The sequence below is a fragment of the Sulfitobacter sp. genome, from assembly GCF_036960155.1.
Classification (GTDB): Bacteria; Pseudomonadota; Alphaproteobacteria; order Rhodobacterales; family Rhodobacteraceae; genus Sulfitobacter.
On record NZ_JBALWB010000012.1, the window covers coordinates 75405 to 88720 of the forward strand.

The window sequence follows — 13316 nt, forward strand, 5'->3', positions numbered from 1 at the left end:
TTCACTCTTTTCGCGTATTTAGCTCCAAAGCTGCTTGATACACCTGTCTGCGCGGCAATGCGTGTGCCTTTGCAACCAAGTCAACAGCATCCCGCATGGATAAATCCTGCAAGGCAGCCTTTAGCGACGTTTCTAAATCATCAGAGTTAACAACTTCTAACTCCCCGCGATCTACAAGGACAACAACCTCTCCTTTTGGGGTTATCGTGCTGTAGTATTCGGCAAGCTCGTTTAGTGTTCCACGCCGTACTTCTTCGAACTTTTTGGTCAGCTCACGGCAGACAGCGGCGTTGCGGGTGCCGCCCAGAGCAGTCTGTGCATCCCGCAACATTGCGCCCAATCGTTTGGGCGATTCGTAAAAGACCAAAGTAGCGCGGGTATCGCGTAGCCCCTCCAGCCCATTTAAGCGGGCAGATTTGGCATTTGGCAAAAATCCGAAAAAATGGAACGCATCTGTGGGCAAACCACCCAACGCAAGTGCGGTTAACACTGCAGAAGGCCCCGGTGCACAGGTAACATTCACCCCTGCCAATGCCGCCGCGCGCGACAGCTCAAACCCCGGATCAGCAATAAGTGGCATCCCCGCCTCAGACGCATAGGCCACTGATTTACCATCTTTAACGGCATTGATCAGGCGCATCACAGCGCCCTCGCTAGAGTGATCATGCAGCGCGGTAATTTTGCGGCCATCCAATGGAATTCCGTGAATGTCCATCAATTTGAGCAGGCTACGTGTGTCCTCTGCGGCCAGCATGTCTGCACTGGCGAGCACATCCAGCGCCCGCAAGGTAATGTCACGGGCTGTGCCAATTGGGACACCCACGAATGTAATACCGGGTACTAACTTCTGCTTATGGATATTCAACGCTGGACCCGCCCTTTGGACACGATATGATTGCCACAGTATTAGCGTCGGCAGTTGCCTACGCCATCGTTCTGGGGAGTACCGTTACCATGTTTGCCATTCTGCGCACCATCCGAAAGCCACTGCGGCTATTGTTATTACCAATCTTCGCGATTCTCCTTTCAGCGTGTGATCCTGCTGCCCTTGGCGGATTAGGCACTGCTGGTGGTCCTAAGATCGATCCCAATGCACCTGTACCAGTTGCCCTTTTGATTCCCCGTGGCGGCAGCGCGTCTGACAACCTTCTGGCAAAGAACCTTGAAAACGCTGCACGCCTAGCGATTCGCGATCTGGACGGCGTTCAAATTGACCTGCGCGTTTACGGCACTGCAGGCAAAGCAAGCACAGCCGCAAATGCGGCAGCTCAGGCTGTGGCGGATGGTGCCAAGATCATCTTGGGCCCCGTATACGGTGAAGCTGCAAACGCTGCAGGTCATGCTGCGGCACCAGCTGGCGTTAACGTCTTGTCGTTCTCGAACAACACAACCATCGCAGGCGGCAACGTCTTTGTGCTTGGAGCAACATTTGATAACACTGCAAACCGTTTGGTAAGCTACGCAAAGCGCGCGGGCAAAGACAAAATCGTGGTCCTACATGCAGACAACATCGGAGGGCAGCTAGGCCGCAACGCCATTCAGCAAGCCATCGCAGCAAATGGCGCAACCCTATCAGGCTCAGTTGAATACGCCCTCAGCCAAGAAGCGGTACGCGCGTCTGTTCCAAAGGTGAAGGCCCTCATGAGCACCACAGGTGCCAACGCACTGTTCATGACCGCGAACTCCGCAACTGCGTTGCCTTTGTTGGCCGATCTATTGCCCAGCGCAGGCGTTACCAATGCATCATCGCAATACATTGGGCTGACACGTTGGGATATTCCTGCGCAGACCCTCGCATTATCTGGCATTCAAGGCGGCTGGTTCGCGTTACCTGACCCTGCCCCAAGTGCCGCATTTGCGTCGCGTTACAACGCCGCTTATGGCGAACGTCCGTTGGACATCGCAGGATTGGCATTTGATGGCATTGCGGCCGTCGGGTCACTTGTGAAAAGCGGTAAGAAAAATGCTCTGACTGGTGCGGCATTGACCCAAGGCGCTGGATTCAAGGGTGCCAGTGGCATCTTCCGCTTGCGCGCAGACGGCACAAACCAGCGCGGTCTGGCTGTTGCTACCGTCCGCAACAATCAAGTCGTAATGCTTGAAGCTGCTCCAAAAGCGTTTAGCGGCGCTGGATTCTGAGTAAATCAGTGAGCAAAACCAAAGCGAAGCACTCAGACGGCCCCATAATACCCCGTCTGAGTGCCGATCCCGTAGACATCTATGATGGTGTCGCTATTGATGCACAGATCGAGGCAGCAGCAGCGTTAGATAGCTCTGAGACCTCTTTGCGCAGTGAAACCGTAAAGATTTTGCGCGCGGCGCAAACTAAGGGGCGGGACACCATCGCCGCTTCATTTTCCGCAAAACCGTTTGACGCTGAGGCAATGACTGCGTCTTATACCTACCTGACCGATGGCATGGTGAAATCCGTCCTCAAGGTAGCGGTCAATCATCTGTACCCGGCGCCAAAAGGTGCAGCAACACTGAGCGTGATCGGCGTGGGGGGATATGGGCGCGGCGAAATGGCACCATTTTCAGATGTAGATTTACTGTTTTTGGTGCCTACAAAGGTCACTCCATGGGCCAGCAACGTCATCGAAGCGATGCTGTATATCCTTTGGGATCTCAAACTAAAGGTTGGCCATTCAAGCCGCACAATCCGTGATTGTGTGCAGCTCGCCACCGAAGACTTCACAATCCAGACCACCCTGCTGGAGCACCGATATGTCTGCGGCGATCTAAAGCTATGCAACAAACTGGACAAAACGCTCAAGCGGGATCTGTTTTCAGGGTCAGGTCACGAATTCATCGAAGCCAAACTGACCGAACGTGACGCCCGCCATCTAAAGCAAGGTCAACGATATGTTGTTGAACCCAACGTAAAAGAAGGAAAAGGCGGGTTGCGTGATTTGCAATCGCTGTTCTGGATCGCAAAATATATCCACCACGTCGAAGACGCCGCCGATCTGGTCGGCGCGGGCGTTTTCAGCGCAGATGAATACAAAACCTTCAGCGACGCTGAGAACTTCCTTTGGGCTGTGCGTGGACACCTTCACCTTTTGACCAACCGCGCGACCGAGCAGTTGACGTTTGACATGCAAGTCAGCGTAGCCGAAGCAATGCAATACAAGGACCGTGACGGCCGCCGCGCTGTAGAGGTCTTTATGCAGGCCTATTTTCGCCATGCGACAATTGTCGGAGACCTCACCCGCATCTTCCTGACCAAGCTGGAAGACATGCACGTAAAATCCGAGCCTCTGCTTGAACGCCTCTTCCGCCGCAAACCTCGGGTCAAAAAGGGCTATTCGGTCACCCATAACCGCATCGACATTCAGGACACCGAAACGTTCCTGAGTGATCCGGTTAACATGCTCCGCCTTTTTGAAGAAGCGCTGCGCACTGGTATGTTGATCCATCCTGATGCCATGCGCACGGTCAAAGCCAACCTTCATCTAATCGACGACACGTTGCGCAACACGCCCGAAGCAAAGCGCATTTTCCTTGATCTATTGCTAAAGCACGGCAACCCCGAACGCGCCTTGCGTCGCATGAATGAGCTGGGTGTGCTTGCTGCCTTTATCCCAGAATTTGAACCCATCGTGGCGATGATGCAGTTCAACATGTACCACAGTTATACTGTCGATGAGCATACGATCCAGACCATCGCAAACCTCGCGATGATCGAAAAGAATGAGCTTGAAGAAGAACTTCCCGTAGCGTCTTCGATCTTGACACGTGGCGTGAATCGCAAGGTTCTTTACGTGGCCCTTTTGTTGCACGACATTGGCAAAGGTCGATCTGAAGACCACTCGATCCTTGGTGCGCAGATTGCGCGCAAGGTGGCACCGCGTCTGGGTCTAAAACAAGACGAGGTCGACACGGTAGAATGGCTGGTGCGTTATCACTTGTTGATGTCGGACATGGCGCAAAAGCGCGACATCGCAGACCCCCGCACAGTCCGTGATTTTGCCAAAGCTGTTAAGACCGTTAAGCGCCTTGATCTGCTTTGTGTTCTTACTGTTTGTGATATTCGCGGCGTGGGACCAAATACGTGGAATAACTGGAAGGCCGTCCTCATTCGTGCGCTTTATCGGCAGACCGAACGCGCGCTTGAGACTGGCCTCGAAGATCTGAACCGCCAGAACCGTGGAACAGAAGCCAAAAAGGCGCTACGTGCCGCGCTGCCGGATTGGCCCAAGAAGGCCCTCAAGGAAGAAACATCTCGCTATTACGATCCCTACTGGCAAGGCCTGCACGTAACCGCGCATGTCGCATTTGCAAAGATGTTCCGGGATATCGACGACAGTGTGATCAACATCAACCTCCACCCCGACGAAGACCGTGACGCCACGCGCGCCTGTTTTGTAATGCCAGATCACCACGGGATCTTTAGCCGTCTCACTGGTGCGCTCGCACTCGTCGGGGCCAACGTTGTGGATGCCCGTAGCTACACAACAAAAACTGGCTACGTCACCGACGCATTCTGGATTCAGGACGCCGAAGGCAATGCCTATGAAGCATCCAAACTGCCGCGCCTACGCCAGATGATTGAAAAAACACTGCGCGGTGAGGTGATCGCGCGCGATGCGCTCAAATCCCGTGATAAGGTCAAGAAGCGGGAAAAGGCATTTCGCGTCCCCACCTCCATCAGCTTTGATAATGAAGGTTCCGAGATTTACACCATCATCGAGGTCGACACCCGTGACCGCCCTGGATTGCTGTATGATCTGGCGCGCACGTTGGCCGATCTAAACGTCTACATCGCAAATGCGGTCATCGCGACGTACGGTGAACAGGTTGTTGACACCTTCTACGTCAAAGACATGTTTGGCCTCAAATACCACTCAGAAAGCAAACAACGCACGCTGGAAAAACGCCTGCGAGAAGCGATTGTTGAAGGTGTGGAACGGGCGGATACCTGAAAATTACCAGCAGGATCAATGCCAACCATTTGAAAGGCACCCCACAGTGAGCCTTAGTCGCACCGTTACGTTGATGCCTTGGTATCAGTTTTTTAATAGCCTGCTGTTTTGGCAAGCCGTCTGGTTTTTGTATTTTCAGGCCTCACTTTCTGGTGCTGAAGCTATTATTTTGTATTCAGTCTATGATATCTCAACCACCGTTCTAGAGGTACCATCGGGCTATTTCTCCGACCGGATCGGGCGGCGGTTCACCTTGATGCTGTCTGCGATTTGTATGCTGCTTGGCTGTCTTGCACTCGCGATGGGGGGTAGTTTTGCGGTGTTTGCGCTGGGGCAATGCTTAATTGGCGCTGGTGCGGCGTTTAAGTCCGGGACCGACAGTTCGTTGTTGTATGAATCCCTTGCCGCCACGGGGCGCGCAGATGAAATTGAAGCACAAGAAATACGCGCGTGGCGTTTCAGCCTCGCAGGGTTTGCCCTGTCGGCAATTGCTGGTGGCGTTATGTCTTTGTGGTCTCCCGAGTCGCCTTTCTATGCGACGGCCGCCTCATTTGCCGTGGCCTTTTTTGTGGTTCTCCGTATGGCCGAGCCTAAACGTCTAAAGACCGCAGAGCCTATCGCTGTGCAAATCGCGACTCTGAAAACCGCGTTCTTGAACCCTGTGTTGGCATGGCTGTTTGTATTGACCGTGCTAATGTACGCTTTCAGTCATCTACCTTTTGTTTTTGGGCAACCCTTTATTCATTCCGCATTAGAGGGATGGGGACTCGCGTCTGAGGCACCATTGGTCAGTGGGGCAATTTCCAGCGCAATGATGTTGATTTCCGTCATCGCATCATTGGTTGCAGTTCGCCTGCGTCGCCTATTAGGATTACCAGTGTTACTATTATGTGCGTTCGCCTTGCAGATCGTTTTAGCGGGCACCTTAGCCGCAAGTACCTCGGTGTTGGTGATCGGCGTTTTGATGCTTAGAATTGTGCCCGATTCACTGGCCTACCCCTTCATCCTTGCGCGTATTCAGCCCCTATTGAAAGACGGAACCCGCGCGACCTATCTTTCGCTCAAAAGTTTGGGAGGGAAGGTGTTTTTTGCGGTGACCCTGCTATTTGCGGCTACAACGGCAAAAGACGCGGGGCTATTGCCCGCCGCCGATCTGCAGCGCATCCTTGGATGGTACACGGGTGGCGGCCTGCTATGCCTCGCCGGACTTGCGGTCTGGGCACGTTGGGTACAAATTGCGCCAGAGCACCCATCCGACTAGCGGTCCAGCGCCCAACACCAAGGCGTACCAGCAAAAGACAATTGCGTAGCAGCGCGCCTATCGCTACCCCAATGCATATCCGTAACAAAGGCCCCGATCCATGAAACCCATTCGCCTGATGTCAGGTTTTTTCACCGTCGGAGTCTGGACCCTGCTCAGCCGCATCTTGGGCTTTGTTCGGGAAGTTATGATCCTGTCGTTGATCGGCCCCGGTCCTTTGATGGATGCATTTGTTGCAGCTTTTCGGTTGCCCAACATGTTCCGCCGTTTTTTCGCCGAAGGGGCCTTTAACGCCGCCTTTGTGCCGATGTTTTCCAAACGTCTGGAGGGTGACGAGGGTGCAGCAGAGTTTGCGCAGAATGCGTTCTCAGGCTTGTTCTTTGTAGTCACCTTACTGACCGCCCTTGGCATGGTCTTTATGCCCGGATTGGTCTGGCTCACCGCTGAGGGATTTTCGGGTGATGGGCGGTTTGACATTACGGTCGGCTTTGGGCGTATCGTATTTCCCTACATCCTGTTTATGTCCCTATCCGCGCTGTTCTCAGGTATTCTTAATGCAACGGGACGCTTTGCCGTTGCGGCAGCCGCTCCTGTCCTTTTGAACATTGCGGTTATCTCTGCGCTTACCTTTGCCGCTCTTACGGGTGGTGAGGCGATACATTGGCTGATCTGGGCCATCCCAGTGGCAGGTATCGCGCAATTGGCCCTTACATGGCGCGCCGCAGCGCAGGCCGGGTTTTCGCTACGCATCAAACGTCCGCGCTGGAACAAGGACATGCGGGATCTTGTGACTATAGCCCTGCCCGCCGCCTTGGCCTCTGGTGTAATGCAGATCAACCTTGTGGTGGGGCAGCTGGTTGCATCCCAATACGAAAACGCGGTGAGCTGGCTGTTCGCAGCCGATCGTCTGTATCAATTGCCTTTGGGTGTTGTCGGCATTGCTGTTGGCGTTGTTCTGCTCCCTGATCTGTCCCGTCGTTTGCGCGCTGGTGACGATGCTGGCGCTAAGACAGCTCTCAGCCGTGCGGCAGAAATTTCGCTGGCGCTTACGATCCCATCCGCCGTTGCGCTGATGGTAATCCCTCTTACGCTGGTGTCGGTCCTGTTTGAACGCGGCGCATCGGGCACTGATGACAGCGCCGCCATTGCCACAGCCGTCATGATTTATGGTCTTGGGTTGCCTGCCTTTGTCCTGCAAAAAATTGTGCAACCGCTTTATTTTGCCCGTGAAGACACGCGGCGGCCCTTCTATTTTGCGATCGTCGCGATGATAATCAACGCAGCCCTTGCTGTTGGACTTGCGCCCATTGCTGGCTGGCTGGCCCCCGCTATCGCCGCCACCATAGCGGGCTGGGCGATGTACGCGCTGCTAGCAATTGGTGCACGCGGTTTTGGCGACGCGGCGCGGGTAGATGCGCGTTTCAGGAAGCGCATTTGGCGGATCATTGCGGCATCTCTGCTAATGGGCGTCGCGCTTTGGTTCTTTAACATCCAGTTCAGCGCATTGTTGGCGCTGCCGTGGTGGCGCGGTTTGGGCCTGCTAATATTGATGGTGATTGGTGCCCTTGTGTATTTCGGCAGCGGTCAGATGCTTGGCGCGTTTAAATTATCCGAATTCAAAGCCGCCGTGCGGCGCGGGCGTTAACGCTGCCGCAACTTCTGCAAAATGCGTGCCCATTCCCCGGGCGCGCATAGAAAGCTAAGCACAAAACCACATACAAAACCCGATAGTTCGGCAACCCAGCCGTAGCCAACCGAGGTGAACAGACTCCAGATCAGTTGCATGCCCATCAACATTGCAATCAGCGAGAAGGCTTGCATTTGCTGCCCTCCCGTTGCCCCCAGTTTACGCCACATCAGGAAGCTGTATCCCCCAATCAAGCCGTAAACGGGTGGGTATGCCCCAACCAACCAAACCGGATCATCCAACAGCAACGCATAAGCCAACGCACCGCCCACACCTGACAAGACAAACAGCGCCAGCATCGCCAGCGGGCCCATCACTTCGGCCGCCATCTTGCCCAGCGCCAACATCAAAACAATTGCGACAAGCGCATGCGTAAAGCTGAGGTGGATAAACGGATAGGTCACAAGGCGTGCTAGATGCTCAGGCGCCCAATACCCTTGGGCCAGCATCGCATCAAACAAATCGCCCGAAAAACCCCAATCGCGCACCAGCCCCAATCGCCAGCCAATTGCCTCAGGCCCTCCGACAAATCCGGCTGCCCCTGCGGTCAACGTCAGCTCGATCCCCGCCATGATCACAAACAAGAACACAACCACAATTGGCAGCTTGTTAAACGGCGATTCAAATTCTGGTTCGTGTTGGTCTGACATAGGGCGGCTTTCAGGTCTGGTTGACGGGACGTGGTGCCATGGGTAAGCCCAACGCAACAGCATATCCAGCCCCAACCGGAGCATCCCATGACCGAGACCACATTCACACCCCGCGTCTTTTCAGGCATTCAGCCGTCCGGCGGCCTCACGCTTGGGAATTATCTGGGCGCGATCAAGCGTTTCGTAGACATGCAAGACCAGGGTGATTACCAAACGGTCTACTGCATGGTTGACCTACACGCGATCACCGCAAAGATGCTTGATCCTGCCACATTGCGCCACAACACACGCGAACTTGCGGCTGGGTTTATCGCCTCTGGTATCTCACCCGAGAAATCCATCCTGATCAATCAATCTCAGGTACCTGAACACACACAATTAGCGTGGATTTTCAACTGTGTAGCGCGAATGGGCTGGATGGGCCGTATGACCCAATGGAAAGAAAAATCGGGTAAAAATGCTGAAGCTGCATCCCTGGGCCTGCTCGCCTACCCTGCGCTGATGGCCGCCGACATCTTGATCTATCACGCGACGCATGTTCCCGTTGGTGAGGACCAGAAACAGCACTTAGAGCTGACACGCGACATCGCAGCCAAGTTCAACCATGACTACGGCGTTGATTTCTTTCCCATTACGGAACCCGTGATTGAGGGTGCAGCTACGCGCGTGATGTCCTTGCGCGATGGGTCAAAAAAGATGTCAAAATCTGATCCCTCAGACGCGAGCCGCATCAACATGACGGATGATGCCGACACAATCGCAAAGAAAATCCGCAAGGCGAAGACCGACCAAGACGCATTGCCATCAGAGATTGAGGGCCTAAAAGACCGCCCCGACGTGCGCAATTTGGTCAATATTTACGCCGCCCTGAACGAACAAACCGTCGAACAGGTGTTGGCAGACGTGGGAGGCCAGCAGTTTGGTACATTCAAACCCGCCTTGGCCGAACTTGCCGTGGCAAAGTTGGCCCCGATCTCAACCGAGATGGCCCGTCTGATGAATGACCCTGCTGAAATTGACCGTCTGTTGGCAAAGGGCGCAATGCAAGCGCGTGAGATCGCCACTCCGATCCTGAAGAAAACATATGAGATCGTCGGCATGGTCGGTGCCTAAAGTAAACACTCGGGCGGCTGCCCCATTAAAGACACAGCAGCCGCTCTAATCTGATTTTATCCTTGATGTAACGACCACTAATCTTTCTAGTTGTTCGACAGTTTAGATCAAAGGATACGTTTCAGTGCATCTCAGATATTTAGTCGCATTCCTGATTGCTGCCCTGACTTGGGCCAACACAGCAGATGCCCAGGTGCCCTTTTTATCTTCTGGTGCAACTGCTGAAATCACACTCTCTCTGCCTGAACCTTTGACAACGGAATCTGCGAATGCATTGATCTCGCGTCTATCAGACTCCGAAGTGCGTGCCTTGTTGCTAGATCAGCTCAATACGCAGGCCGAAAAAATCGTCTCGGATGATGCGGCAGGTAACGAAGTTTTTCTATACCACGCAACGTCTGGCGCATGGCAGTCTGTTGTTATTCCGATCAAACGCTTACCCGATCTGTTTTCGGGACAGGCCCGTGCATTCACCCAGTTTTATGAAACTATTGGTGGTGCGATAGGGCTCCTGCAATTGCTAGGTTATATGGCACTTGTGTTTGCGATTGGTGCCCTGTTTGAAATTGTCTTCAGGCGTGCAACCCGTGGCTGGCACATTCTGCCGCCAGCGGACCCCGACAACACCACACTGCGCGAGACGCTACAGCTTTTGGCGCAAAGACTGACGACGCAGGTTGTTGCCGTGGTCATTTTTGTAGTGGCGGCACGTACGGCAGGGCAACTACTCATTCCCGAGATGTTCCTGGCAACAGTGAAGCTCGTCGGCATCTATATGATTGGCTTTCCCCGCCTTATGTTGGCCTTTGCGTTTTTCTTCTTTGCGCCAATGAACCCAGAATACCGGCTGTTGAATGTGGCTACACCAGCGGCGCGCGCGTTTTGTTTTCACCAATTCTGGATCGCAATGTTGCTCGGTTTTTCCGGTGCCATTCAAATCTTCAATGCCAATAACGGAATACCCCCGGGGCTGACACGTCTTGCCTTTTGGCTGAACTTGGGGCTGCATATTTATCTGGTCATACTGTTCTGGCGTTATCGCAAAGATGGGGTCGAAATGATGCGAGGTGCCGATCCAGACGTCACTCCAACAGAAGAGCGCGCGGCCCAGCTATATCCCTATGCAAATATCGCCATCATCATAACTGTTTGGTGGATCATCAACATCGTCGTGAGCTACGGCAACTTTGAGCTCCTCGCGACTGCGCCGCATTACAAGACGATGATCCTACTCATGTTCGCCCCTGCCATGGACACTGCCATTCGCGGCTTGGTCCGTCACCTGACCCCCGCAATGACGGGCGAAGGCCCTGTGGCAGAGCGCGCTTACTATGCATCCAAACGGTCCTATATCCGCATCGGCCGCGTAGTCATTTTTGCCATTGTTGTTCTGTCGATCGCAGATTTCTGGGGAATGAGCGCAACCGCGATTGCTGCTGCTGGCGTGGGAGCGCAATTGGCCGCCAATGTCATCGAGTTCTTGATCATAATGTCCATTGGGTACCTCCTGTACGAAGCGGTTTCCCTTTTCGTCAATCGCAAGCTGGCTGCAGAACAGACTGCGGCAGGTTATATGCCTGATGAGCAGCAGGTTGGCGGCGACGGCGGCGGTGCTGGCGGCTCACGGCTATCAACAGTTCTGCCGCTGATTTTGTTGGTGGCTAGAATTTTCATCGTCACGCTTTTCCTATTGTTGGGGCTAAGTAACATCGGCGTGGACACAACTCCGTTGCTGGCTGGTGCCAGTATCGTCGGTCTTGCCATCGGTTTTGGTGCTCAAAAGCTGGTGACTGATGTTGTGTCAGGCATCTTCTTTCTTGTTGATGACGCGTTCCGCGTTGGTGAGTATGTCACGGTTGAAGACACCATGGGCACTGTTGAGAAAATCTCAATCCGTTCCATGCAACTGCGACACCATAAGGGACCGATCCACACAATTCCCTACGGCGAAATCCCCAAGATCACTAACTTTTCTCGTGATTGGGTGATTATGAAGCTTCGCTTTACTGTTCCGTTCAACACCGACCCCAACAAAATCAAAAAGATATTCAAGAAGATTGGCCAAGACCTGTTGGTTCTTGAGGAATTCAAAGATGATTTCCTGCAGCCCTTCAAATCGCAGGGCGTTTTGGAGATCGACGATGTTGGCATGGTGTTCCGTGGTAAATTCATGGCCAAACCGGGCTCTCAGTTCACAATCCGCAAGGAGATTTTTAGCCGTGTGAATGCTGCATTCGCTGAAAATGGATTGGAATTTGCCCGTCGTGAAGTTCGTGTGGCTCTTCCTCCTATGGAAGGTGTGAAACTGACCGAAGAAGACAAACAGGCAATTTCGGCTGCTGCGACGCAATCAGTACAAGAGCTTAAAGCCGAAGACGGCGCAGCCCAGAACAACAAGCGATGATCAGATTGATGATGTGAAGCGCAAAAATGTAACCCCGACTAAACCTGTTAGGACCATCACATGGTAAATCAAAACCGCCCCAAACGCGCCCTAGTCGAAGGACGTGCAGCGCTTGTCGTGATCGACATTCAGGCCAGTACTTTCATCGACGCGTCTGAAGTCCGATCGATCGATAACATGGCGGGTTACCGCGACCGGATGTTGGCAGCGCGCGGCGCCATTGATGCCGCTCGTACCGCAGATATTCCCGTGATCTTCATCCAAGAGGTCCACCGCCCCGATCTGGTGGATTTTGGCCGTGAGCTGGATGGGGACGAGGATATCCACTGCCTTGAAGACAACCCAAAGACTGACATTGCCGTTAAAGAAATGGATTTCCGGCCGACTGACTATCTGATCCGCAAGCGCCGCTACTCGGCCTTCTTTGGCACGGATCTTGAGATCCTGCTTAAGGGATTGAAAGTAGACACGCTGATCATGGTTGGTGGCCTTACTGATGTCTGCGTGCATTACACTTATGTGGATGGCCACCAGCAAGACTATTTCTGCCGTGTGATTGAGGATTGCGTCGCTGGTTCCTCGCGAGAGGCGCATGACGCATCCTTAAAAGCCATGGAGTACCTGCAAACGGGTGCCATTGTGACGCTTGCCCAAGTGACGGCTGCCCTTCAGGCTGTGTAACGCTGCACAGACCTTGTGCGACTGTGGGCCCTCGTCGTGAGCGGACTGGCGACTTAGCTATGTCTTGTCACAAGCACAAAGGACTACCAAATGCCCCATGCAAGCGTCGGACACGTGCATCTTCGTGTCTCTGATCTGGACCGCTCCATTGCCTTTTATAGCGATGTGTTAGGTTTTAAAGTCACCATGCGGGTGGGCGATAGCGCTGCCTTTTTGGGGGCGGGCGGATATCATCACCACATCGGGCTGAACACATGGGCCAGCAAAGGTGCGACACCGCCCCCTGCTGGACATACAGGCCTGTATCATTCGGCATTTCTATATCCTGATCGTGCAACGCTGGGTGCAGCCCTCAAACGTGTTGCTGCCGCTGGCATCCGATTTGAGGGCGCTGCCGATCACGGAGTAAGTGAGGCTGTCTATCTCAGCGATCCTGATGGTAACGGGGTTGAACTGTACCATGATCGTCCGCGTGAAGAATGGCCTTATGACGCCAACGGTAATCTCGCCATGGTGAATGCGCGGCTAGATGTGCAGGCCTTGATGGACGGCGCACCATAGCCGTGGACATTCCCCGCCCGCTTTGTCACGTTCAGAC

The 13316-nt window shown here is 53.8% G+C and carries 10 protein-coding genes; 8 read left to right on the forward strand and 2 right to left on the reverse strand.

What is annotated here, in order from left to right:
- Position 1: 1 nt before the first annotated feature.
- A complete protein-coding gene (rsmI, locus tag V7775_RS19790; RefSeq protein ID WP_335753648.1) occupies positions 2-865 on the reverse strand; it encodes a 16S rRNA (cytidine(1402)-2'-O)-methyltransferase in 864 nt (287 codons plus the stop codon).
- Positions 866-954: 89 nt separating this feature from the next.
- Here rsmI and V7775_RS19795 point away from each other — a divergent pair, with 89 nt between their 5' ends.
- The 4 genes from V7775_RS19795 to murJ all read left to right on the forward strand — a co-directional run bounded on the left by V7775_RS19795 (position 955) and on the right by murJ (position 7828).
- Positions 955-2139: a penicillin-binding protein activator gene (locus V7775_RS19795; protein WP_335753683.1), complete on the forward strand. Its 1185-nt coding sequence runs from the start codon at positions 955-957 to the stop codon at positions 2137-2139.
- 8 nt (positions 2140-2147) lie between these two features.
- Positions 2148-4922, forward strand: coding sequence for a [protein-PII] uridylyltransferase (locus V7775_RS19800; protein ID WP_443070149.1), 2775 nt, complete (start codon positions 2148-2150; stop codon positions 4920-4922).
- A gap of 46 nt (positions 4923-4968) precedes the next feature.
- On the forward strand, positions 4969-6183 hold the full coding sequence (locus V7775_RS19805; RefSeq protein ID WP_335753649.1) for an MFS transporter: 1215 nt from the start codon (positions 4969-4971) through the stop codon (positions 6181-6183).
- A gap of 100 nt (positions 6184-6283) precedes the next feature.
- A complete protein-coding gene (gene murJ / locus V7775_RS19810; protein ID WP_335753650.1) occupies positions 6284-7828 on the forward strand; it encodes a murein biosynthesis integral membrane protein MurJ in 1545 nt (514 codons plus the stop codon).
- Here murJ and V7775_RS19815 read toward each other — a convergent pair.
- Positions 7825-8520, reverse strand: coding sequence for a rhomboid family intramembrane serine protease (locus V7775_RS19815; RefSeq protein ID WP_335753651.1), 696 nt, complete (start codon positions 8518-8520; stop codon positions 7825-7827). The genes murJ and V7775_RS19815 overlap by 4 nt on opposite strands.
- 87 nt (positions 8521-8607) lie before the next feature.
- Here V7775_RS19815 and trpS point away from each other — a divergent pair, with 87 nt between their 5' ends.
- The 4 genes from trpS to V7775_RS19835 all read left to right on the forward strand — a co-directional run bounded on the left by trpS (position 8608) and on the right by V7775_RS19835 (position 13279).
- On the forward strand, positions 8608-9633 hold the full coding sequence (gene trpS / locus V7775_RS19820; protein WP_335753652.1) for a tryptophan--tRNA ligase: 1026 nt from the start codon (positions 8608-8610) through the stop codon (positions 9631-9633).
- Positions 9634-9757: 124 nt separating this feature from the next.
- On the forward strand, positions 9758-12037 hold the full coding sequence (locus V7775_RS19825; protein ID WP_335753653.1) for a mechanosensitive ion channel family protein: 2280 nt from the start codon (positions 9758-9760) through the stop codon (positions 12035-12037).
- Between the two features lie 60 nt (positions 12038-12097).
- Positions 12098-12718: a cysteine hydrolase gene (locus tag V7775_RS19830; protein ID WP_335753654.1), complete on the forward strand. Its 621-nt coding sequence runs from the start codon at positions 12098-12100 to the stop codon at positions 12716-12718.
- 90 nt (positions 12719-12808) lie between these two features.
- Positions 12809-13279 (forward strand): VOC family protein, encoded by a 471-nt coding sequence (locus V7775_RS19835; protein WP_335753655.1) that lies wholly within the window; start codon positions 12809-12811, stop codon positions 13277-13279.
- Positions 13280-13316: the final 37 nt, after the last annotated feature.